This is a genomic window from Bacillus sp. 03113 (assembly GCF_006546985.1).
Taxonomy (GTDB): Bacteria; Bacillota; Bacilli; order Bacillales; family Cytobacillaceae; genus VATK01.
Genome location: NZ_VATK01000012.1, coordinates 75652 through 98017, shown reverse-complemented (window position 1 = coordinate 98017; position 22366 = coordinate 75652). Strand labels below are relative to the sequence as shown.

Here is a 22366-nt window from a genome sequence, read left to right as displayed (position 1 = left end):
TTAAATCACTTGCGCCTGTTTAGTAGTTTTAGAAAGCGATGGTAAGTACCATATCAGTCCAATGGATCTAAATAAAGTAAATATAATAAATGATAGCCATATTCCATGATTTTGTAACCAAGGTACTGTTAATAAAATCGTTATGATAAATAAAACACAGGCAAAAAAGGTGGAGTTTCTCACATATGAAGTATCTGTTGCACCAGTGAATATTCCATAAAAAATCAAGCCTACTGCACCTGCTAACGGAAATAATACGATCCAGGATGAAAACTCAATGGCTAAATCCACTACTTTTTCGTGCTTTGTAAATATACTTATAAAAAACTCTTTACCAATAAAATAAATGGTGGAAAGTACAATGGCAGATATAAAAGACCAAATGGCAGACAAACGAATGACTCTTTTCATCATAGTCGGATTCTTTTCTCCTACTGCTTTACCAGCTAATAAGCTGCTTGCATTCGCAAATCCTTCTAATGTATAGGCCATAATATAATGAACCTGCAATAGGATGGTGTTAGCCGCTAGAATATCATTCCCCATTCTTGCACTTATGGCAGTGATCACCTGAAAAACAGTTAAAAGACAGATTGTCCTTAAAAATAAATCTCGATTCACTTGCATAAGCTTTACCATTTCTTTCATTTTAAAACATTCTTTAAAGCGAATTTTGTCATTGATTTGTTTCATTTCTTTCTGAACCATCCATGATCCAATAATAAAGCTGCTGATTTCAGCAAAAAGACTTGCAAAAGCAACCCCATTTACCTTCATTCCAAGGCCATATACAAAGCCTACACAAAGGATTGCGTTAATTACATTCATATATAACTGCAAATATAGCATGAGCTTAACCTTGGATCTTCCCAAAATCCAACCAATCAACACATAATTAGCTAAAGCAAAAGGAGCTCCCCAAATACGAATATGATAATAGATTTCAGCTTGCGTCTTCACTTCAACACTTGGTTTTAACAGAAAAAGAAAGCTTTGAATGATCGGCCATTGAAATAAAATAAATAACAGACCGATTGCAAAAGAAATTAATAAAGGCCTGTAAAAAGTGAAAAGCAGCTGCTTATCATCCTTGGCACCTAAAGCCTGTGCAGCAAAACCTGAAGTTCCAACACGGAGAAAACCAAGCAGCCAGTATAAGGTATTAAAAATAAGCGTACCTATTGCCACTCCTCCAATATAAGCAGAAGAAGAAAGATTCCCAACAACTGCTGTGTCTACTACTCCTATGATTGGCGTAGATAAATTTGATACAGCCAGGGGGAATGCAATTTTTAAATATTCCTTTTGACTAATAGGATTCATGGAAGTGCCTCTCTTACATCTTTAATAAACTATGTATTTGTACCATAAAAAAATTAATGGATGAGTATATACAGCTTCCTATTAAGCCTGTATAACTCATCCATTTCAGTCTAAATTATTTCGTTTCTCGATGTAAAGTGTAACGTTTTAATCTAGGTGAATATTTTTTTAATTCTAGCCGATCAGGATTATTCCGCTTATTTTTTGTTGTTATATAGTTTCGGTCACCTGTTTCTGTGCATTGTAATGTAACATTTACTCGCATATTTTCCCACCTCTTTTTAAATCGAAATTATTACGATTTAAATTTTATATGAATTTTATTATTTAGTCAATTAGCATAAGAAAATTCAAAAAACTTTTATTTATACTAATCAAATTGTTCATCTAGAGATGCAATATACATTTTGTTAAGAGGAAAAAATAATCAAAAAGATTTAAATATCATAGAAAAAGATGTCGTATTTTGTAAATATATGTATTATTATAATAAATATGCAAATTTTTATTTTTTATTTTGGAGGAGAAAAATTGAACATAACGATTCGTAAAAAACTGATAGGTGGATTTGTGATTATTTTGCTATTGCTAGCTTTAATCGGAGGAATCGGAGCCACTCAGTTAAATAATGTAAATAGTATGTATAAGCAATTAATGAATTCACAAGTTGAAAAACTTGTGCTTGCAGAAGAATTAAAACAAGAAATGATTAGCCAGCCTGCCTCTCTGCGGGGTTTTGTTATTTCAAAGGATACAAAATATATCGATAGCTACGATGCTTCTGTTACTGTTTTTAACGAGAAATTAAATCAATTGCAACAGATGTCTAGCTTAAAAGAAGAAAAAGAACTACTAACAAATATTGAAACAATTTACAAAGATATTAACAATAATGCAAAACGTGCAATGGATTATATTCAAAATGGAAATCAAGAAGGCTATGTTGAAGTGATGAATCATATGTCCAAAAATGTTTTTCCTGTGTTCAATAAATATGTTGAAGATTTAGTGAAATATGAAACGAATGAAATGAAAAAAGAAAGCATTCAAACTGAGAATAAGGTTCATTCCGTTCGTTTATTAACTTTTATTATTTTAATTGTTTCGATTGTGATAAGTCTTGGTTTTGCGCTTTGGCTAAGCTACCAAATTACATCTCCATTGAATAAAATGGTTGTTTCTATGAAAGAGGTAGCAACAGGAAATTTAGGAATTGAAAAAATAAAAATTCGATCAAAAGATGAATTAGGCCAATTAGCAGACGCTTTCAATCAAATGGTCACGGATATTAAAGGGGTAGTGTTAGAAGTTAGAGAGTCTTCTACCTCTGTTGCAGCAAGCAGTGAACAGCTTAATGCAAGTGCGCAAGAAAGTACATCAGCCAGTACAATGATTGCCCATTTAATTCAAGAAAATGCAGAAGGTGCAGAAACACAGCTAAATTACTTTAATGAAGTCCAAAATTCGACTAAAAAAATGCTATCTGGCATTAATGAAATAACGAACAACAGTGAAGATATGTTAAACTCTGCTGTTTTGACTACTGAGTTAACGAAAAAAGGAGAAATGTCTATTCAAAATGTGGTTCAACAAATGAATAATATTAATGAATCCGTTTCTAAAACAACCTCGGTTATCCGTTCTTTAGGGGACCGTTCACTAGAAATAAATAATATAGTCGGCCTTATAACAGATATATCAAACCAAACAAATTTACTTGCTTTAAACGCTGCAATTGAGGCAGCAAGAGCCGGTGAGCATGGCCAAGGATTTGCTGTGGTAGCAGATGAGGTTAGAAAGCTTGCAGAAGAATCAAGAAAATCTGCAGACCGCATTACTGATATGATATCTCAAATTCAAGAACAAACTGGCGACGCTATTTCAGTTATGGAAAAACAAAATAAAGAAGTTGGCGAAGGATTAGCTTATACGAAAGAAGCAGATTCTGCCTTCAATGAAATTCAATCTTCTATAGATATTGTGACAACTAGAGTAAAAGAAGTAACAGGTTCCTTAGAGGAACTTGATTCATTAAGCAAACAAATTGTCGAAGCGATCACTCATGTAAAAGAGGTTGCCGAAAAGAACGTTGGGGCAAGTCAAGAAATAAGTGCTGGAACAGAAGAGAATTTGGCTACCTTAGAAGAAGTATCATCAAGTGCACAAAGCCTTTCTAACTTAGCAGAAAAACTTCAAGAGCTTGTATCGAATTTTAAAGTATAACAGTAACAAAAAAGAGGGTAACCCATTATTTTGGGTTACCCTTTATATTTGCTTTTAAACAAATGCATCCGTTTTTTTGTAAAGATCATTTAAAATGGCTAATTTTTTCTCAGTGTATTCTTGAAAGCTTTCATTATACGATTTTGGGTCTTTTGGATTGGAAAATTGAAGGATTGAGCCAGTTTCAGGATGGATAAATTTACTCGAAGCTCCGCATCCAAGCCCGATCACTGTTTGCAGCTCTTCCATCATAATAATATTATAAATGCTTTCTTTTCCTGGCATCGAATAGCCAACATTTTCTAAATTGCCGAGAATATTTTTTTGTCGATACAAATAATATGGGACATATTGATGTTCTCTTGCCCACTTCTCTGCCATCTCCATCATTTCTTCCACTTCTTCTCTTTCAGCTACTTTATATTTTTCTTTATTCTTTGTCATTTCAGACGCTCTTTTAAAGGAAAGGGTGTGCACCGTTAAAGATTCAGGCAGTAGCTTTTTTGTTTCATTTAATGTATAAGAAAATTCTTTTACCCCTTCACCAGGAAGACCGATAATAAGATCCATATTAATGTTATCCATCCCCATTTGGCGTGCGAGATGATATTTTTCTATTGTTTCCTCAACGGTATGATGTCTTCCTATCGCTTTTAATGTTTCTTGAATATACGATTGTGGATTAATACTGATACGATCAATATTCCATTTTTTCAGAACCTCGAGCTTTTCTATTGAAATTGTATCTGGTCTTCCAGCCTCAACGGTAATTTCTCTAATCTTATTTACATTAGGAAAAGATTGATACATTTCTTCATATAAAAGGTCCATTTCTTCGGCCGTAATGCTGGTTGGAGTCCCTCCTCCGTAATAGACGGTTGTAATTGCAATCCCCATCTCTTTAAGCCACTCACCCATTTTTTTCATTTCATAATGAAGACCGCCTAAAAAAGAATTAACAGACCCTTGCCTTCCATTGATTGCATAGGCAGGGAAAGTGCAATAGGCACACTTCGTTGGGCAAAATGGAATTCCAATATAAATACTTACTTCTTTTTTCAAATCATATAAATCAGGGACGACAGCACGCTGACGATCCACAATATCCTGCATCAAATTGATCTTTTCATCCGAAATTAAATACGTTTCCTTCAATTCTTGATGAGCTTGTGATTTATTTATATTCTCTTGCATTTTACGATGCAGAAGCTTTGTTGGACGAACACCCGTTAATATCCCCCATTTTTGCTTCATACCAGTACAATTCTGGAGCACTTCTAAAAACACTCGTAAAACTACATTTTTTATCTCTTTAAATCTCTCCTTCTCTGACATAGAAGTGGAAAGTACATTTGTATATTCTGCAAAAAAGGACTCTCCATTTGTAGATAATTCACCTGCTACAAGTAACTTATCTCTCTCCACTTTAACAGAGAAAACGACCTGCATTTGACTTTCTTCATGATCCTTTTCGAGCATAACTTTCGTTTCTTCAAAAAATAAATTTCCTATTAGCTGTAAGGGGCGAAGAAATCTTTCGTCCTTTAGCCCATTTATTAATATAATCATATCAATCACCTTTTATTTTCTTATAAACATTTCTCGCTTAAGTGTACAAAAAGGGATAAATATGGTCAATATATAACAAAAGCGGCCGATTAAGAACGCCACATCCTGTGGCAACATCGGTACTAGTACGTCCTGTACGTCGGAGCTGGACGTCGATAAATACCTTTTCAAAGTTATTAACAACCAACTATTATATAATTTCTAGGTAGAAAATAATCTCTATAGCTATATAAATAATTCGCTAAACTCTCGATAACAAGTTACTTAATAATATTCATTTTTCGTAAAAACTCAATAGGATGCTGCTTTCTGAAATGTTCTTTGATCATATATGCTACTCCGTGCTGATCCTGTGATCGTGTCACCCAATCTGCCGCTTGCTTAAGTTCTACTGGAGCATTTCCCATCGCTACTCCAAGTCCTACAGCTTCAATCATTTCTAAATCATCTATTCCATCTCCAATTACGACCATCTCATCAATGGAAATACCTAAATGCTCTCCAAGATAAAGCAAACCACTTAACTTAGAAACGCCTGTAGGAACAATATCTATTCGATATTCATTAATTCGGATTGTATTTACTTCAGAGAACATCTGAATAATCGCTTTATTGGCGTCATGATTTTCTTCCTTATCTTCAAAATACACCTCTATTTTTGGAGGACTTACAGGGTCCTCTAAAATAGTATCACTTAACGAATCAACAAACTGCTGTGAATAGAACACAGGATCTGTAGATGTAAAAACGGTCTTTGCCATCATGGAACTCGTCTGTGATGCTTTATTTGCAAGTGAAAAGTTTTCATGTACTAGCCTTATTTGACAATCAAATCCTTCAAGCAGCCGAACGATGTCCGCCGTGGTATCCTCTGATATTCGCTTCATGTGAATGGGTTGATCAAAGAAATTTGCTATATATCCGCCTTGATGAGTAATAAGAATAGAATTTAACTTTAATGCTTTTGCTACTTTTTTTGCAGAGGGAAAGTTTCTTGAGGTGACTAACGTAACGTAAATCCCCTTTTTTTGAACATACTCGACGACTTCTTTTGTTGATTTATTAAGTTTCCCATTCGTTTGAAGAAGCGTCCCATCAATATTCAAAGCTAATAATCGGTAAATCATATATGAGGCCCCCTACTCTAGATGTTTGTTTCCTTTTATAACTTGTATGATTCGAAAAAGGATCTTAGAACTATGAAGGAGGAGGCGGATCATTTACTTAAAAGTAACAAACCCCACTTCAACTGTGTGAAGTGGGGTCCTTTTTAATCGTCTAATCTTCCATATAATTCTTCAAGGGGCTTCATTATAATTTGATTGAGCTCGCCAATGACTAAGCTCATTCGCTGCTCAGCATCCATCAGCTTTGATATTTTTGCATGCTGTTGTACTAAAGCTACTACCTTTTGTGCTTTTTCCATTTCATCTTGAGTAATTTCTTGTCCTGACATTTGTTTTTGCTGTAAATTCAGTTGCATATCTCTAAATTGATCAAACATTTTCTTTGCAGATTTATCTGCATTTACTTCATCGTATATTTTTTTCAAATCCAAATATTCATTGCTTTTTCGTATTGCTTTTTCCAGGGCATATGCAGAATCATGTATGTTTACGGCCATTTTTGTCCCTCTCCTCTCCTAATGAGCAATCCATTACACTATAACAAATTATGTAAGAATTAGCCAGATAGAATGGAATGATCTTATTCAAGTAAAAATAAAGACAATATGAAAGGAGGCATTCACGATGAATAATAAAAGAAATGATTCAAAAAACGAAGGACGTGACAAAGCATTTATGGACGTCGATCGAATGATTAATGAAGGCATGTGTGGCGGCTATGTATATTCACGAGAAGGAAAAACAAATCTTGAAGAATATGTCGATCTAATCGAAGAAACTCCTTCAAACGAAATTGATTAACTTCTAGTACTTAACAATAAGTGCCCTGCATACTTCAAGAACGATTTCATGTTGAGTTACAGGGCACCCTTCATTTTCAAACGAACACATCTTTTTCAATCATTAATCATTGCTTTTGAATCGGTGTTAACCTATTATACCTGTTATAATGAGGACAAGATTAATCACTATTTTGTTATTGGGGACGAAGCAATGTTAAATAAACTCATAGAAAATTATCCAGATGCATTGTATATGAAAGCTCATCCAGATTTCTCAAAGTATTTACAATATTACTGGTTTCATCATCCTCCTACTGATGAATGGATAGGGATTCCTATCGAAAAAATAAATCAGCATGAACTTGATTTATTAAAGACACTTTTTGTCTATTATGAAACAAATACTAACGCTTATTCTTTATCAACTGCTTGGTATCATTTTTTATTCCTTCATGGTCAACTCCCTCCTACAGATCATTCTAAATTGTTTAGAGGAGTCTATTTCTATATAGAAGGAACAGATTGGGAGAAACAGGATATTGAAATAGCTTTAAAAGAGTATTTCAGAGAAAATATTCTAATTATTTGGGAATCAGCTCAAAAGGGGATTCTTATTGAAGAATATAAAACAGATACCGTTACATATGATGATTTATTATCTGTATCTCAAATATTTGAAAGTGAATTTTTTATTAAAATTTATTTTTATTTAGGAGCTTTCGCTTTTCTAGATCATGAATTTCCTAAACAGCTAAATCAAGAAAAATCTTTATTTGAGAAAGGAATAAACTATCAGCCGTCTGAACGAGTTTTCACTTTTGAGAAAATATTTCCTTCTTTGCTTATTTCCTATTTGGATCAAGAAAACTTTCATTATATCGTTTCAAACTGGTTTACAATTTTCAAAGAGGATCCCGAGCTCCATTCTACCATTAAGGTCTTTTTAGAAAACAATTCAAATGCATCCTTAACCGCAAAGAAATTATATATTCATCGGAATACTTTACAATATCGATTAGATAAATTTTCGGAAAAAACAGGTGTGAATTTAAAAGACTTTAACAGTGCAATTACCATTTACATATCCTGCTTACTTTTTGATAAATGAATGAAGGATAAATGTACAATTTGCTCAAAGATTAAAACTATTTTTTGTGCAATCCTTCTATATGAAAGCGCATTCTTTTTCAATACAATGAAACTATGAAATAAATAAGATCTTGGGAGGGTACTTTCAATGGCTGAATTAAAATTAAACCATATTTACAAAATTTATGATAATAATGTAACCGCGGTAAAGGATTTTAATCTTGAGATTGAAGATAAGGAATTTATCGTTTTTGTTGGCCCATCAGGTTGTGGAAAATCAACGACTCTTCGAATGATTGCAGGTCTTGAAGAAATATCTAAAGGTGATTTTTTTATTGACGAGCAAAGAGTAAATGATGTAGCACCAAAGGACAGAGACATTGCGATGGTTTTCCAAAACTATGCTCTTTACCCTCATATGACTGTATTCGATAATATGGCATTTGGTTTAAAGCTAAGAAAATTCCCTAAAAAGGAAATTAAAGAACGTGTTGAAAATGCAGCTAAGATTCTTGGACTTGAACCTTATTTAAACAGAAAACCTAAAGCGCTTTCAGGAGGCCAAAGACAACGTGTTGCTTTAGGACGAGCAATTGTCCGTGATGCTAAGGTGTTTTTAATGGACGAACCTCTTTCAAACCTTGATGCAAAGCTGAGAGTCCAAATGCGTGCTGAAATTGCCAAGCTTCATAAACGTCTTCAAACAACAACGATTTATGTAACCCATGATCAAACGGAAGCAATGACAATGGCTACTCGTCTTGTAGTTATGAAGGATGGAATTGTGCAGCAGGTTGGTGCACCTAAAGAGGTCTATGAAAAACCTGAAAATGTATTTGTTGCTGGCTTTATCGGATCCCCTGCTATGAACTTTTTTGATGGAAAAATAGATGAAGGCGTTTTAAAAATTGGAAGCGTTTCACTTAAAATCCCAGAAGGAAAAATGAAAGTTCTTCGTGACCAAGGCTATGTAGGGAAAGAAATTAAATTTGGCATTCGACCAGAAGACATCCACGATGAACCTATCTTCCTTGAAGTTTCTGCTGGAGCTGCTATCTCGGCTACAGTTGATGTTTCAGAACTGACTGGAGCGGAAACGATGATCTATTCAAGCGTTAATGGTCAAGATTTTGTTGCCAGACTTGATTCACGTACGGAAACAATACCAGGTCAAGTCATTAAACTTGGCTTTGATATGAATAAAGCTCACTTTTTTGATAAAGAAACAGAGATAAGAATCCGCTCTTCTAATGAATAGAAATGCGGCCGATTAAAGGCGCCACGTCCGCATGTCTTCATCGGCACTAGTACATCCTGTACGTCGGAAGCGCTTTGATCAGCCCCGACAAACAAAAAACGCTTCTGAATTGAAGATGTTTTTTCCTCTCATTCAGAAGTGGTTTATGACCTCGAGCCGATGGCGCCTGAAGCTGGACATAGAAAAGTGGATGGCGCACTCATTGATGAGATGCGCCTTTTACCCATTGTTTTACCATAATCACTTGATCATGACCGCAGCTTATACAGTAGAAAAGATGGGGACATTTTTGGTTTATAAGATCGTCTGGATATCCATCCTCTAGTTTAAGTTGGTCAATTGGCATATAGGCGCTGTAGTCATCATAATAATCCATTATCCTTCCTGCATCATGGACGATTTTTCCGCAGGATGGACATACGGCATGAATTTCTTGTAATCCATTACAGATGGGACAAATGCTCATGTTAAGTGAATCCCTCTTTTTTATTATTAGCATAATCAATAAAGAAAGGAACAATCCCTTCCAAGATCAACCAAATCTTAAGGGTTGTTCCTTTTCTTTTTACCCGGCTATGGAAGAGCCTTGCTGAAGCTGGTACATTTGATAATATTTTCCTTTCAGCTCCATTAGTTCATCGTGATTTCCTTTTTCTACAATTTCACCACGATCTAAAACAATGATCTGATCTGCATGACGAATAGTGGATAATCGGTGTGCAATAATAAAGGTCGTTCTCCCTTCTTTCAGCACATCCATTGCTTTTTGAATCAATAATTCTGTCTCTGTATCAATACTTGAGGTTGCTTCATCAAGAATAAGAATCGCAGGATCAAAAGCAAGAGCTCTTGCAAAGGAAATGAGCTGCCTTTGTCCGCTTGATAGTGTACTGCCTTTTTCTAGTACAGGTTCATCAAAGCCTTTCTCCAATGTTTGAAATGCTATTTCTGCTCCCACATCCTTTAATGCTTGCACCATTTTTTCTTTTGATACCTTTTCATCCTCTAGCGTAACGTTTGAAGCAATCGTTCCTATAAATAAGAATGGGTCCTGCATCACAATCCCCATATGCTTGCGCAGCATTTGCCTAGACATCGTTTGAATATCTACGCCATTAATCATGATTTTTCCTTGCTGACAATCATAAAAGCGGAATAATAAATTCAATATGGAGCTTTTACCTGAACCAGTATGTCCAACGAGGGCAATCGTCTCTCCTTGTTTGGCTTCAAAGGTAATATCCTTCAATACATACTCATCATCCTTATAGCCAAAATAAACATGGTTAAAGGTCACATTTCCATTATATCGCGGTTGTTCTTCTTCACTTACATCGATTCCTTCTTCATCTAATAATCGAAAGACACGCTCTCCTGCAACGAGTGCTTTTTCTAAATTAGCTAATTGATTAACGATCCCTTGAATCGGATGAAACAAACGATTGATGTAGTCAACAAAGGCGTAAAGCATTCCAAGCGATAAAATGGAGGATGCTTGAAGAGATGCGCCGCCAAAGTACCAAATAAAAGAAATAAAAACGATATTTCGCAATACATTCACTAGATTATGTGAAGTCATCGCATTTAAACTAAGCAGTTTATTTTGAAAGGTAAAGTGCTCTTCATTCATCTTTTCGAATTCTTTTTCAGTTGCTTTTTCTCGACTGTATGCCTGAATAATATTCATCCCTTGAATCGATTCATTGACCATTCCATTAATATCACTAACTCTTGAACGAATAATATGATTATATTTAGAAGCGTATTTTCGATAAAAAAGCATCCAAATAAATAAAATTGGGACAAGCAATAAACAAATTGCTGCAAGCTTGGCATTTAGAATGAATAATCCAATGTAAATACCTGTAATATATATTCCACTTATAACAAAGGAGGACAGGACCGTTACATATAATTCTCGAATAGCCTCCGTATCATTGGTTACTCTTGCTACAATCTTACCTGCAGGCAGATGATCAAAATAGCGAATAGGAAGTCGCTGAATTTGTGCAAATACATCTTCTCTCATTTTTTGGATAATTCGATTCGCTGATTTTTGAAGATAAAATTGCTGCCCATAATGGAACAAAGCGGCAACGATGACTAAACCAAAATAAAAAAACAGCAATTGGATGATTTTCGGAATTTCTGGTTTATAAAATGCCAGCAAATCTCCTTTATTCAATTTAATCGCATCGTACGTCTTAATTTTATCTCCTTTTTTAACCGTCAGAATCCCATCTTTATAAGATTTAATTCCTTCAAAAGAAAGTTCGTCTTGTATAAAAAGATAATCTTTATGAACTTGTAAGATTCTTGCGCGCTCAATAATCTTATCTTGTTTATTTACATAGGATTCTTTTTTATAGTAATTTCCTTGAAAGGAAACGGTATTTTTTCCTGCTTCCGTCTGATACCAAACTTTCTCAATCCCTAATATATGCTCATCAATGACTTTTTTCGCAATAAAAGGTCCAGATAGGTCTGCAGTGACGGTGATAGAAAGCATCAATAAAGCGAGAAGGATGATTTTTTTATACAGCAGTGCATATTGCACCAATCTTTTTCCAGTACTCAAGACAACACCCCCTCTACATCTGACTTTGCCTGTTGTCTTACGAATTGTTCTTTATACCAGCCATTTTGCGACATTAAATCTTTATGATTCCCCTGCTCCACTATTTTCCCATCATCAAAGACAAGAATATGCTCTGCATGCTGTACAGCAGTCATTCGATGAGTTGAAATAATGGTCGTTTTTCCAAATCGTTCTTTTCGAATGTTTGCGATAATCCTTTGTTCAGTTTTCGCATCTACAGCAGAAAGTGAATCATCGAGAATTAATATTTCAGGTTGACGGATAAGTGCACGAGCAATGGATATTCTTTGCTTTTGTCCTCCTGATAATGCAATACCCTTCTCACCTACCAGTGTTTCAAGCCCTTCCGGAAGCCGTTCAATATCCTTTTGAAAGTCAGCTAATTCAATCGCTTTTTCCAGTTCTTCCTGACTAGCATTATCCTTTCCAAACAAAATATTTTCTCGAACGGTTTTTGAGAATAGGACATGGTCTTGTGGAACGTAGCCTATCCAGCTTCTCGTTTGTTTCATGGGCTGTTCAGTTAGTAGAGCTTGACTAATCTCTAATCTCCCCTCACCAAATGGATATTCTCTCAAAAGCTGTTTAATGAAGGTCGTTTTCCCGCTCCCTGTTTTTCCAACGAGTCCCAATGTCTCTCCTCTCTTTATGTGTAAGGAAACATTTTTTAAATTGTCATTTTTTGATAACGGATAGCGGAAGGATACCGTTTGAAAAGATATATCTTTTGGCGTATCGATGCTTATGGGTTGAACAGCTTCCTTTACATCCTCTTCATAAGCTAATGTTTCTTGTACTCGATCAAGGGATGCATTGCCTCTTTGCATAATGTTTATTAATTCACCTATCGCAAACATTGGCCAAATAAGCATCCCTAAGTAAACATTAAATGAAACAAGATTTCCAATCGTTATTTCTTGGTTAAACACCAAATAAGCTCCGTAGCCAATCCCTATTAGATAACTGAGACCAACTAATATTTTGATCATTGGATCAAATAAAGAATCGATTTTTGCGACTAAAATATTCTTCTCATAAACATCTTCAGTCATTTGATGAAAGCGTCTTTGATCAGCCTTCTCCTGAACAAATGCACGAATCACCCTTACTCCTGAAATTGATTCAAGCACTTTATCATTTAATTCACCGAAGGAATCCTGTGCTTTCGTAAATCTCACATGAAGCTGATTACCTAAAATTTTAAAAAACCAAGCCATGATTGGCAATGGAATAATCGCAGCAATAGTTAACTTCCAGCTAATGAAAAAACTCATTGTGAAAAGGATGGTCAACATAAATATACTTGAATCAATTAAGGTAAGGACACCAAAGCCAGCCGTATTAGAAACGGATTGGAGATCATTTGTAACACGAGCCATAAGATCCCCTGTTCTGTTGCGTTCAAAAAACGTAGGAGTCATCTTTAATAAATGCTTCATAAAACGACTGCGTAATTTTCTCTCAACAATAAAGGCTCCTCCAAACAATTGGTACATCCAAATATATGTGATCCCGTATGATACAACCATGATCATGGTCAATGCACCCAAATATTTCATTAAAAGCTCTACATTCATTGTACTTAGATGAATATCATCAATTGCCATTCCAACTAGCTTTGGAGGAATGATTTCGATGATCCCTACAATGGTGAGTAAAGAAATCGCAATTGTATACCTTTTCCAATGTTCTGTAAAGAACTCTCGTAATTTCCATAAAACAGAGAACAATACGTATCTCTCCCCTCTAATCTAAACAAACTAGCCACCTTCTAGCTCCACTAATGATTTGCCTCGTCTTTCCCGTCTGATTACAATCACATTTTCTACCTCCATATAATGATTATTTATATACAAAAAGGCATACCGCTACATGCGATATGCCTCTATGTAAATAAGACAAAAAAGCACACGTCACGAAATAGTCGTAACCTGTGCTGTTGGATTGCACTATGTTAGATTTGAAAGGTTTGCAGATAGGTTACGTTATTATTCATTTGAGTAAAAAGAACATATTGAAAGCTTCTCATTTTCGTAACCTCCCTTTCTTTTTCATTAATTTTCCATCTTTTTTTAGACTATCATCACCTCCAACAATTGTCAATTACGAATTTTTATATAATGAAGAATTCGTAAAATTTAACAATTTATTCACTGGCAAGATGATGGCAGGAGGAGTAGAATGTAGTAGAACAAAATGTGAGTATTTTCACACATGAAAATGCTTCCATATTTCACTCACTCATTTGTACACATTTAGGAGGCCAGGAAATTGTCCGATATTTCTATTTTCGGTATGTTGATTCGATTTTTATTTGGAGGCTTGGCAGTATTAGCCTGTTCCATTATTGCCAAAAAAGCAGGTAGTAAGATTGGTGGAATCTTCGCAGCTTTCCCCGCTGTTTATCTCGCCGCTCTGCTCACAATTCACTTAGATGCAACTGGCTATCAATTAATAGAAAAATCAATCTCCCTTTCTAAAGGAGCTCTTATAGGAATGGCCATTAATATTTTATGCGCAGTTGCAGTCGGTTATTTATGTACGAGAAAAGGCTGGAAGCTTGGCCTAGTATACTCATTAAGCTGCTGGTTTATTGTATCAATGATGATTGCTTTATTATCAGCATAAGGAGGGGGTTAACATGGATAAACGAGAATTATTTTTACGCTTTTTATTTGGTGGGTCTGCCGTCATGATAAGCTATGTCGTTTCTAATTTAATTCCTTGGAAAATGCTTGGTGGGATTTTCGCTGCTTTCCCAGCGGTCATGATCGTAGCTGTCTTGATGGTAGGCATTCGACACGGATCAAATATGGCAGCACAAATTGCACAAGGCTCTGTATATGGGATGATTGGCTGTGGTGTTTGTGTGATTGCCGTATTATTGTTACTCCAGTGGACTCATAACTGGTGGATGAGCATTATACTTGGAGCCATCGTTTGGTTCGTTAGCTCAATTCTTATTTTAAAAACAAAAGAAGCGGTTGGGCAAAGACAAAAGCATATAAAAGCATCTTAATATTATTAATATAGGGAGACTAAAGAGACAAATCTCGCCTTTTTAGTCCCTCTATTTATTACCATTCTCGTTCTCATTAATAACTCTCGTAGCGTTTAAATAACAGAACGGACCCCATTAGAAGGATAAAGATAAAACAAACTGTAGAAATAAGCATAAGTAAAAAGGAATCCCCCCATACTCCCTCCAATAACACACTGACTGCCTGATTTTTTGCCTGTGATGGACTCCACTTTGAGTATCTTGAAAAAAGTGAACTTCCTAATGATAGAACGGATACTAGCAAAATACTAGCACCTGCTATTCCTCCTGCTTTTCTCAAAATAACACCAAAAAATAATGTGATCGTTAAGACAAATATAATCCATAAACTATAAATAAATAGACTTGAAAAGAACCGAGCTATGCTGACAGAATGAAATAATAGGCTTGTGTAATAATAGGACAGTCCATAGCTGAGAGTGAAGGAAACTAGCAGAATCGCTGCTTGTGATGCCCATTTGCTAGTTATGTATTGTGTTGAACTAATTGGTCTAGCCATTATGAGCGAAAGAGAACCATTATTTCGTTCCGAAGCAACACATCCCATTGCACTTAAAACAATTATAGCTGTTCCTATCAAACCAAATTGAGACAAAACCTGTGCTAAAACTTCTTCTCCTGATGGTTTAGGAAATTTAAGGATTGTACCTTTTGGCAGACTCCCTGACATTTCTAAAATATCTTGCATATAATAGGAACTAATAGGCTGGGAAATACCAAGAATCATAAAAACGATCGGTAACCAGATCAATTTTCCGTCTTTAAAGCTCTCCTTTATTTCTTTTTGAAACAAAGTTAAAAATTGACTCATTGCCCCATCACCTCCATATATACGTCCTCTAGAGATTGAGATCTTTGTTCAAAATGCAAAATCGTCAATCCCGCTTTTATACAGTCTTCAATCAATCTATTGCGATATTTTGATTCAATAAGCTTAAATTCAGCTTTTGACGTTTGAAAATATGTGATATTCTGAACATATTCGAGATTATCAAGCCATTGTTTAAGAGACTCAAAAGTAGATAACAGAAAAGTTTCTTCCTGATGCGCCTCTTTTAATTTTTGCAGTGACCCAAACCATTTTACCTTGCCATCCTTTAGCATGATAATATCATCACACACCTGCTCAGCATCATGAAGCACATGGGTTGAAAATAGAATGGTCATCTTTTTCTTAAGTTCATCCATTATGTTTAACACATCTCGGCGTCCAGAAGGATCAAGTGCTGAAACGGGCTCATCCAATATTAGAAATTTAGGTTCATGAATGACTGCTTGTGCAAGTCCTAAGCGCTGCTTCATGCCCCCAGAAAAACCACTGATTTTTTTATTTTTTGCATGCTCCAATCCAACAATTTGTAGAACTTCCTTCATTTTTTCTTTTACTTGTTTTTTTGTAAGCTTTGAAAGTGTTCCCGAAAATAATAAATATTCTTCTGCCGTCATCCAAGAACAAAAGGATGGATGCTGTGGCAAATAGCCGATAAATTGCTTATCTATGCTAGATTTCCCAAGAAATTGAATCCTGCCTGACGTAGGTGATAGAAGACCAGACAGCATCTTTAAGGTGGTTGTTTTACCTGCACCATTCGGTCCAAGTAAAGCTACACATTGGTTTTCATGTATGTTTAGATTTATATGATCCACAGCATGTTGTTGATGATAGGTTTTAGTTAACTGCTCTACTTCTATAAGCATATCTTTCCTCCACTAATCTTTTTTTCTTCCAATAATAAAATATAAAATTGGTCCAAAGGTTGTAAGAAATACGATGACAATCGTCCAGAGCCACTTCGGACCATTCGTCTCTCTTTGCTTAACCAAACTGAGTAAGGCACTGATCATTAGTATTAACTGTAATACAATAATTGGCGCTACTATTTCCCAATTTACATTCATGCTTCATTACTCCTTTTACATTTTTTGTTTTTTCTTATAAGGACGAATAACAAATAGCCAATAAAAAAGACTTGGACATGGAAATTGAATTAATCCCCATATTCCCCAGAACCAGGCATAAGTTCCTTTTTTCTTGGCATCAATGAATAGCCAGATGCTTTGTGTTAAAAGAATAGGTGATAACAATACTAGCGCAACAAGTTTTTCTTGGTTCATGGTAGACGTACAACTCCTTCTTTTCGGTTTTGCCGTCTTTTTTCTATAAAGATACCAATAGGAATAACGATTACCGCAAGCACTTGAACGGTAATAAATATAATTGGGTTCTTAGCAGCCATCATCACATAGAAGGAAAGAATAAAGATAGCGGAGAATAAAAACCATCCAAGTTCTTTTCGAAATGCCTTTTTCCGAGTTTCTTTCAATTGCATCAATAATTGATGCAGCTCATTTGTAGTCGGTATTTGAGGCTCAAGCTTTTCGTCTACTTTTGATAATTCAATATTTAAGATCGAAGCAATCTCCTTTTCATTCTCATCGATCATTTAGCCCACTCCTTTCGAATTTCTTTTAGTCCATGGTGGACACGTGATTTAACTGTTCCTTCCTTAATCTGAAGGATTTGAGCAATTTCAGCATATGTAAACCCATAATAATGTCTTAACAGTATCGAGGAACGCGTCTCAGCATTTAAGTGATTGAACAAATGTAAAATCTCATTCCACTCATACCCCTTTATTGCTAAATCCCATTCTAGCTTTCTTGAAAACGTTTCTATTGCTTCTTGGAACCACTTTTTTTCTCTATTCCTTTTTCGTTGATGATCAATAAATAGGCGAGAGGCGATAGAGATCAACCAAGTTGAAAATTTAGAACTTCCATTAAATTGCTGAATATTTACATATCCTTTTAACATTGTTTCCTGAATCAAATCTTCTGCAAGATCATTATTCATCGTTAGTTTAATCAAATATTTATATAAAAAAGAATAATGCTGTTGAAACAACTGTGTAAACGCGGCATCATCCCCGTTTTTAGCTTTTGTAATCAGCGTTTTCTCATCTTCCACATTCAAAAGGATGCACCTGCTTTCTATCTGCATTTCAGTAATAAGACGTATAGGAAAAAGAAATCGTTCAAAAAAATTTAGCAAAACATGAGTTTTTTATCTAAACTTTCCCTTTCAATCTTAGCTATATGGATAAAAAATTCTTTTTTATATAAAACTAAATCATATAACTTTTTTTCCCATTATTTATTTAAAGTTTTATCAACTTAATGAATCATGTAAGATATTTTCAATATACGTTGAATACCCACTTGCTTAAATAGTAAATTATTTCAAGAAAGTAGGACAGTAATGGAACTTTTATTAGCACTTATTCCAGCAATATGTTGGGGAAGTATCATTTTTCTAAATGTAAAACTTGGAGGGGATGCGTTTAGTCAATTACTCGGTACTGCCTTTGGCGCTATAATCTTTTCAATTGGAGTATTTTTTGTTACTTCACCTTCCCTCACTCCCACCATTTGGATGGTAGGGATTATTTCAGGGATGTTTTGGGCTATTGGGCAACGCAATCAACTGGCTAGTGTTAAGTACCTAGGGGTTTCAAGAACGGTCCCCCTCTCTACCGGGATGCAGCTAATTTCAACCGCATTAGTTGGTGTAATAATCTTTAAGGAATGGTCACAATGGACCACTATTTTAATAGGAACAGTTTCTATTCTCTTCATTATTATAGGGGTTGTTTTTACAGTACTAGAGGATAAGAATAAGAGCAGTGAAAAAAATGGAAAAAATAATAAAAAAGGTTTTCTCACCCTTCTTTTGTCAACTCTTGGCTATCTTATATATGTGATCATTATTCGTTGGTATAAAATCGACGGGTGGTCTGCAATTATGCCTCAATCTATTGGAATCGTTATTAGTTCAATTGTTCTTACATATCAACATAAGCCTTTTAATAAATATGCAGCGAGAAATATAATTGCAGGGATTTGGTGGGGGATTGGAAATTTGGGGTTACTTCTTTCCCTTCCAAAAATCGGTGTTGCTACAAGCTATTCTCTTTCACAGACAGGAATTATTATTTCAACATTAGGCGGAGTGTTCTTTCTTGGTGAAAAAAAATCGAAAAAACAGGTTATATTTGTCATAGTCGGGTGTATTTTGATTATTATCGGAGGGGTATTACTTGGTTTTACAAAAAAATAGTATGAGGTGATATCAAATATGTATAAAGATTTAGAAGGAAAAGTAGTCGTTATTACAGGAGCAAGTACAGGGATTGGAAGAGCGATGGCCCTTCGATTTGGACAAGAAAAAGCAAAAGTAGTGATTAATTATCACGATAACGATGAAATTGAAAACTTAATTCAGGAAATTAAAGCTGCGGGTGGACATGCTATTGCTAAACAAGGTGATGTTACAATAGAGCAAGATGTGAAAAATTTAATTCTTGCCGCTCATGAAACGTTTGGCCGACTTGATGTCATGATTAATAACGCTGGAATCGAAAATCCTGTACCCTCCGAAAAAATGCCGCTTAAAGATTGGAATCGAGTGATTAACACAAATCTAACCGGGGCATTCCTTGGAAGCCGTGAAGCTATTGCGTATATGCTTAAGCATAATATCAAAGGGAATATTATAAATATGTCGAGTGTTCATGAAATGATTCCATGGCCTAACTTTGTTCACTATGCTGCTAGCAAAGGTGGGATGAAATTGATGACTGAAACCCTTGCTCTTGAATTTGCTCCAAAAGGAATTCGTGTAAATAACATCGGACCGGGAGCTATTAATACTCCTATTAATGCTGAAAAATTCTCTGACCCAGCTGCAAAAGCAGATGTCGAATCGCTTATTCCTATGGGGTATATTGGAAAACCGGAAGAAATTGCAGCTGTTGCGGCATGGCTAGCTTCTTCAGAAGCAAGCTATGTGACAGGCATTACATTATTTGCCGATGGGGGAATGACAAAATTTCCAGCATTTCAAGGTGGAAGAGGATAAAAGATTAAATACTATTTCTTTCTACTTTTATTATCAATTATATGAATGGATTATTAAAGTTTTTTCACTTATGCATGCAATAAACAGGAAAAAGATGTATGATAATATATTGGTACTATTTATTTATACACCTTATCCCTCCAGATTTATATTTCCTTGTACTCGATAGCTAATTCCTTAAACCGGTCTAGCGCTTCCTTCTCATCAAAGCTGCTAAAAATACGAAATAAGTCAACATCAATAATACGAAAGTGCTGACTAATGATATTTTGCTGAAGAATATAGTCATGCTCTCTGGCTATTTCTCTCCACCACACTTTTCCACCCATTGTTTTTTCCTTCCGATAATCGGCTCCTTCCCTAGCAATTGTCTCTAATACTTCTAAAGGTTCATTTCCAAATAAAAACCTTACAGTCTCTGCTTCACGAAACAAAGCACAAACAGCGACTACAGTTGTCCAACCTGCATAAGCCCTTCCTTTTTCAATTTGGACAAGTGTTTTTTTTGAAATCCCTATAATCTCAGCCATTTTATCCTGTGTATAGCCCGCTTCGGCTCTTATTAATCTCATTTTTTCTGAAACATCAAAAATGATTTCTTCCCGTGTCAAATTAAGTCATCCCTTTATAATTTCCTTTGTAAAATTACACCAATATCTTCTATTATAAAATACTATGAATTTAAGGATCAATGAATATTCGAAAATTAACTATTTTGTAAAGAAAGTAAAATTTCTTTGCTCCTCTTTTACTTCTATATTGATCCATGCGATCATGCTTTTTCTAAAACAAATATTTTATCCCGCATTAACGGGCAGTAAGACCTCCACCTCAAGGTTATGAGAGTAAACGAAAAATCCTAGGTGGAGGATAACTGCCCGTAAAAACCCGACAACGGACAGGACGTCCTAGTCAGGCGAGTGCCACAGGATGTGGCATGTATGAGCGTGATTGGTTCAACTAACCATCAGTGGGGGATGAACTAAAACCCCTACTGATGGAAGTTTCACTTTATATATTTTTCCAAAAAGGAATTTATCTTTTCATAGCGAATAAGTAAGTTACCTAAGCAAATAGAGTATTGAATTTTTAATAAAAGGCTTTGTTAAAGAGTACTGTTGATAAAAGCGATTTTTGAATCATTCGTGTGAAACGCTAGCGAAAGCTCGCATTCGCTAGCGTTTCATAAAAATCGTGCTAAATGAGTCAAAAATCAACAGAATTATTTAGCATAGCTAATAAAATAAACTAATCAATGTGGAGGCTATAATGGTTTCTTTACCAAATAAAAAGCTGTTTGTTTTATTGGAAGAAAAAAAAGAAGCTATATTGACTGAGTGGGAAAAGAAAATAATCCTTACGAATGATGAGGATATTCTTCGGGAGCAAGTGAAGAAAAATGGAGAAATAATCCTATATGTGATTATTTATGACATGCCCAAAAACGATCAAACGATTCTTGATCTTTTTATTAAAGCTTTTTCTTCAACTATTGCAAAAGAAAGAGTCAATGAAAATATGAATATTGGCAACTTTGTTTATAATATTAATGCTATTCGTATGACTCTAAATAAGCATATTTATCAATTTCAACAGGAATGGAAAGATATTCAATTCATAACAAACCAAATTGATCATTTTCTTGATAGGCTGCTTTATTTAACTGTCACTTTATATACAGAAGCGAAAAATAGAATAATCGAAGAAAAAACCAAATTCATTGATTTAAGCCACAAGGATCGCCTAACACTATTAGGACAAATGACCTCAAGCTTTATCCACGAATTTCGAAATCCGCTTACCTCAATCCAGGGATTTATTCAACTATTAAAAGCGGATCATCCGTCATTAAAGTATTGGGATATCATTTCAAATGAATTAGAGCAATTAAATTATCGAATCTCACAGTTTCTCCTTCTGTCTAAAAAAGAGCTAATCGGCAAGGAAAAGAAATTCTTCTCCTTAAATGAGCTAATTGATGAAGTATTAACATTTCTTTATCCAAGCATTTTAGATGGAAATGTAGAAATCACAAAAAATTATGAAGCACCAATTACGATTTTTGGTTATCCGGATGAAATTCGCCAAGTCTTAATCAATATTATTTTTAATGCTATAGATGTGTTAGTTCAATATCGGACGAACCCGATGATTGAAATTAATATTTCTATAATAAATACAGAGAACATAAAGGTTGAAATTGCCAATAATGGACCGATGATTCCTCCTCATTTAATAGATTCTATTTTTGAACCTTTTGTGACAACGAAAAAGTTAGGAACGGGACTTGGCTTATTTGTATGTAGAGAAATCATTGAAAAGCATAAAGGCTCCCTAACCTGCCATTCCGAATCTGATCGAACATTATTTACCATCTCGTTGCCACTGCTAAAAAATACAACTATCTTTAACTAAAT

24 protein-coding genes and 1 pseudogene are annotated in these 22366 nt (G+C 34.9%); 10 read left to right on the top strand and 15 right to left on the bottom strand.

Annotation, left to right across the window (positions count from 1 at the left end; genetic code table 11):
- Together FDO66_RS13125 and rpmG are read right to left on the bottom strand one after the other, a co-directional pair.
- On the bottom strand, positions 1-1323 hold the full coding sequence (locus FDO66_RS13125) for an MATE family efflux transporter (protein ID WP_258535726.1): 1323 nt from the start codon (positions 1321-1323) through the stop codon (positions 1-3).
- Positions 1324-1438: 115 nt separating this feature from the next.
- Entirely contained in the window at positions 1439-1588 is a 150-nt protein-coding gene (gene rpmG, locus FDO66_RS13120) for a 50S ribosomal protein L33 (protein WP_141433110.1), read from the bottom strand.
- Positions 1589-1779: 191 nt separating this feature from the next.
- Here rpmG and FDO66_RS21515 point away from each other — a divergent pair.
- A pseudogene (locus FDO66_RS21515) lies at positions 1780-2601 on the top strand (MCP four helix bundle domain-containing protein); the annotation flags it as partial.
- Complete coding sequence (locus FDO66_RS21510) at positions 2599-3546, top strand: methyl-accepting chemotaxis protein (protein ID WP_395939786.1); 948 nt, start codon at positions 2599-2601, stop codon at positions 3544-3546. The pseudogene FDO66_RS21515 and the gene FDO66_RS21510, both read left to right, overlap by 3 nt.
- A 54-nt stretch (positions 3547-3600) precedes the next feature.
- Here the strand turns inward: FDO66_RS21510 and FDO66_RS13110 are convergent, their stop codons facing one another.
- The 3 genes from FDO66_RS13110 to FDO66_RS13100 form a co-directional block, all read right to left on the bottom strand.
- A complete protein-coding gene (locus FDO66_RS13110) occupies positions 3601-5115 on the bottom strand; it encodes a coproporphyrinogen III oxidase (RefSeq protein WP_141433108.1) in 1515 nt (504 codons plus the stop codon).
- 260 nt (positions 5116-5375) lie between these two features.
- On the bottom strand, positions 5376-6242 hold the full coding sequence (locus tag FDO66_RS13105; RefSeq protein WP_141433107.1) for a Cof-type HAD-IIB family hydrolase: 867 nt from the start codon (positions 6240-6242) through the stop codon (positions 5376-5378).
- Positions 6243-6385: 143 nt separating this feature from the next.
- Positions 6386-6739, bottom strand: coding sequence for a YlbF/YmcA family competence regulator (locus FDO66_RS13100; RefSeq protein WP_141433106.1), 354 nt, complete (start codon positions 6737-6739; stop codon positions 6386-6388).
- A gap of 127 nt (positions 6740-6866) precedes the next feature.
- On the opposite strand from FDO66_RS13100, the gene FDO66_RS20910 reads away from it, so the two are divergent.
- From FDO66_RS20910 to FDO66_RS13090, 3 genes are all read left to right on the top strand, one after another.
- On the top strand, positions 6867-7043 hold the full coding sequence (locus tag FDO66_RS20910) for a hypothetical protein (protein ID WP_181444569.1): 177 nt from the start codon (positions 6867-6869) through the stop codon (positions 7041-7043).
- A 192-nt stretch (positions 7044-7235) separates the two neighbouring features.
- A complete protein-coding gene (locus FDO66_RS13095; RefSeq protein ID WP_181444568.1) occupies positions 7236-8132 on the top strand; it encodes a PucR family transcriptional regulator in 897 nt (298 codons plus the stop codon).
- A 129-nt stretch (positions 8133-8261) separates the two neighbouring features.
- On the top strand, positions 8262-9371 hold the full coding sequence (locus FDO66_RS13090; protein WP_141433104.1) for an ABC transporter ATP-binding protein: 1110 nt from the start codon (positions 8262-8264) through the stop codon (positions 9369-9371).
- A 199-nt stretch (positions 9372-9570) separates the two neighbouring features.
- Here the strand turns inward: FDO66_RS13090 and FDO66_RS13085 are convergent, their stop codons facing one another.
- From FDO66_RS13085 to FDO66_RS13075, 3 genes are all read right to left on the bottom strand, one after another.
- Positions 9571-9870 carry a hypothetical protein gene (locus FDO66_RS13085; RefSeq protein ID WP_309475279.1) on the bottom strand — a complete coding sequence of 100 codons (300 nt, stop codon included), beginning with the start codon at positions 9868-9870 and terminating at the stop codon, positions 9571-9573.
- A 66-nt stretch (positions 9871-9936) separates the two neighbouring features.
- Positions 9937-11949: an ABC transporter ATP-binding protein gene (locus tag FDO66_RS13080; protein ID WP_141433102.1), complete on the bottom strand. Its 2013-nt coding sequence runs from the start codon at positions 11947-11949 to the stop codon at positions 9937-9939.
- Entirely contained in the window at positions 11946-13700 is a 1755-nt protein-coding gene (locus FDO66_RS13075; protein ID WP_141433101.1) for an ABC transporter ATP-binding protein, read from the bottom strand. The genes FDO66_RS13080 and FDO66_RS13075 overlap by 4 nt, the downstream gene beginning before the upstream one ends.
- Before the next feature lie 541 nt (positions 13701-14241).
- Here FDO66_RS13075 and FDO66_RS13070 point away from each other — a divergent pair.
- Complete coding sequence (locus FDO66_RS13070; protein WP_181444567.1) at positions 14242-14598, top strand: DUF3147 family protein; 357 nt, start codon at positions 14242-14244, stop codon at positions 14596-14598.
- Between the two features lie 13 nt (positions 14599-14611).
- Positions 14612-14989, top strand: coding sequence for a DUF3147 family protein (locus FDO66_RS13065; RefSeq protein ID WP_141433100.1), 378 nt, complete (start codon positions 14612-14614; stop codon positions 14987-14989).
- Between the two features lie 76 nt (positions 14990-15065).
- Here the strand turns inward: FDO66_RS13065 and FDO66_RS13060 are convergent, their stop codons facing one another.
- The 6 genes from FDO66_RS13060 to sigY are packed head-to-tail and all read right to left on the bottom strand — an operon-like array spanning position 15066 to position 18005.
- Positions 15066-15842 (bottom strand): ABC transporter permease, encoded by a 777-nt coding sequence (locus FDO66_RS13060; protein ID WP_141433099.1) that lies wholly within the window; start codon positions 15840-15842, stop codon positions 15066-15068.
- Entirely contained in the window at positions 15839-16729 is an 891-nt protein-coding gene (locus FDO66_RS13055) for an ABC transporter ATP-binding protein (RefSeq protein WP_141433098.1), read from the bottom strand. The genes FDO66_RS13060 and FDO66_RS13055 overlap by 4 nt, the downstream gene beginning before the upstream one ends.
- 12 nt (positions 16730-16741) lie before the next feature.
- Positions 16742-16930: a PLD nuclease N-terminal domain-containing protein gene (locus tag FDO66_RS13050; RefSeq protein WP_141433097.1), complete on the bottom strand. Its 189-nt coding sequence runs from the start codon at positions 16928-16930 to the stop codon at positions 16742-16744.
- Between the two features lie 15 nt (positions 16931-16945).
- Positions 16946-17146, bottom strand: a complete 201-nt coding sequence (locus tag FDO66_RS13045) for a transcriptional regulator (RefSeq protein WP_141433096.1) — start codon at positions 17144-17146, stop codon at positions 16946-16948.
- Positions 17143-17475 (bottom strand): YxlC family protein, encoded by a 333-nt coding sequence (locus tag FDO66_RS13040; RefSeq protein WP_141433095.1) that lies wholly within the window; start codon positions 17473-17475, stop codon positions 17143-17145. The genes FDO66_RS13045 and FDO66_RS13040 overlap by 4 nt, the downstream gene beginning before the upstream one ends.
- Entirely contained in the window at positions 17472-18005 is a 534-nt protein-coding gene (gene sigY / locus FDO66_RS13035) for an RNA polymerase sigma factor SigY (protein WP_141433094.1), read from the bottom strand. The genes FDO66_RS13040 and sigY overlap by 4 nt, the downstream gene beginning before the upstream one ends.
- A 285-nt stretch (positions 18006-18290) precedes the next feature.
- Between sigY and FDO66_RS13030 the strand changes: the two genes are divergently transcribed.
- Entirely contained in the window at positions 18291-19148 is an 858-nt protein-coding gene (locus FDO66_RS13030; RefSeq protein WP_141433093.1) for a GRP family sugar transporter, read from the top strand.
- Between the two features lie 18 nt (positions 19149-19166).
- The gene (locus FDO66_RS13025) at positions 19167-19949 is read left to right on the top strand and encodes a glucose 1-dehydrogenase (protein WP_141433092.1); all 783 of its coding nucleotides are present in this window, start codon (positions 19167-19169) and stop codon (positions 19947-19949) included.
- Positions 19950-20095: 146 nt separating this feature from the next.
- On the opposite strand, the gene FDO66_RS13020 is transcribed toward FDO66_RS13025, so the two are convergent.
- A complete protein-coding gene (locus FDO66_RS13020; RefSeq protein ID WP_141433091.1) occupies positions 20096-20560 on the bottom strand; it encodes a helix-turn-helix transcriptional regulator in 465 nt (154 codons plus the stop codon).
- Positions 20561-21218: 658 nt separating this feature from the next.
- On the opposite strand from FDO66_RS13020, the gene FDO66_RS13015 reads away from it, so the two are divergent.
- Positions 21219-22364: a histidine kinase N-terminal domain-containing protein gene (locus FDO66_RS13015; RefSeq protein WP_141433090.1), complete on the top strand. Its 1146-nt coding sequence runs from the start codon at positions 21219-21221 to the stop codon at positions 22362-22364.
- Positions 22365-22366: the final 2 nt, after the last annotated feature.

What these genes read in the sequence shown, in the direction of transcription:
- FDO66_RS13050 (WP_141433097.1), bottom strand. Translation starts at nt 16,930, where the DNA reads ATGAATGTAAATTGGGAAATAGTAGCGCCAATTATTGTATTACAGTTA.
- FDO66_RS13025 (WP_141433092.1), top strand. Translation starts at nt 19,167, where the DNA reads ATGTATAAAGATTTAGAAGGAAAAGTAGTCGTTATTACAGGAGCAAGT.
- FDO66_RS13045 (WP_141433096.1), bottom strand. Translation starts at nt 17,146, where the DNA reads ATGAACCAAGAAAAACTTGTTGCGCTAGTATTGTTATCACCTATTCTT.
- FDO66_RS13030 (WP_141433093.1), top strand. Translation starts at nt 18,291, where the DNA reads ATGGAACTTTTATTAGCACTTATTCCAGCAATATGTTGGGGAAGTATC.
- FDO66_RS13060 (WP_141433099.1), bottom strand. Translation starts at nt 15,842, where the DNA reads ATGAGTCAATTTTTAACTTTGTTTCAAAAAGAAATAAAGGAGAGCTTT.
- FDO66_RS13095 (WP_181444568.1), top strand. Translation starts at nt 7,236, where the DNA reads ATGTTAAATAAACTCATAGAAAATTATCCAGATGCATTGTATATGAAA.
- FDO66_RS13090 (WP_141433104.1), top strand. Translation starts at nt 8,262, where the DNA reads ATGGCTGAATTAAAATTAAACCATATTTACAAAATTTATGATAATAAT.
- FDO66_RS13065 (WP_141433100.1), top strand. Translation starts at nt 14,612, where the DNA reads ATGGATAAACGAGAATTATTTTTACGCTTTTTATTTGGTGGGTCTGCC.
- FDO66_RS13085 (WP_309475279.1), bottom strand. Translation starts at nt 9,870, where the DNA reads ATGCTAATAATAAAAAAGAGGGATTCACTTAACATGAGCATTTGTCCC.
- FDO66_RS13110 (WP_141433108.1), bottom strand. Translation starts at nt 5,115, where the DNA reads ATGATTATATTAATAAATGGGCTAAAGGACGAAAGATTTCTTCGCCCC.
- FDO66_RS13055 (WP_141433098.1), bottom strand. Translation starts at nt 16,729, where the DNA reads ATGCTTATAGAAGTAGAGCAGTTAACTAAAACCTATCATCAACAACAT.
- FDO66_RS13100 (WP_141433106.1), bottom strand. Translation starts at nt 6,739, where the DNA reads ATGGCCGTAAACATACATGATTCTGCATATGCCCTGGAAAAAGCAATA.
- FDO66_RS21510 (WP_395939786.1), top strand. Translation starts at nt 2,599, where the DNA reads ATGGTCACGGATATTAAAGGGGTAGTGTTAGAAGTTAGAGAGTCTTCT.
- rpmG (WP_141433110.1), bottom strand. Translation starts at nt 1,588, where the DNA reads ATGCGAGTAAATGTTACATTACAATGCACAGAAACAGGTGACCGAAAC.
- FDO66_RS20910 (WP_181444569.1), top strand. Translation starts at nt 6,867, where the DNA reads ATGAATAATAAAAGAAATGATTCAAAAAACGAAGGACGTGACAAAGCA.
- FDO66_RS13040 (WP_141433095.1), bottom strand. Translation starts at nt 17,475, where the DNA reads ATGATCGATGAGAATGAAAAGGAGATTGCTTCGATCTTAAATATTGAA.
- FDO66_RS13125 (WP_258535726.1), bottom strand. Translation starts at nt 1,323, where the DNA reads ATGAATCCTATTAGTCAAAAGGAATATTTAAAAATTGCATTCCCCCTG.
- FDO66_RS13015 (WP_141433090.1), top strand. Translation starts at nt 21,219, where the DNA reads ATGGTTTCTTTACCAAATAAAAAGCTGTTTGTTTTATTGGAAGAAAAA.
- FDO66_RS13105 (WP_141433107.1), bottom strand. Translation starts at nt 6,242, where the DNA reads ATGATTTACCGATTATTAGCTTTGAATATTGATGGGACGCTTCTTCAA.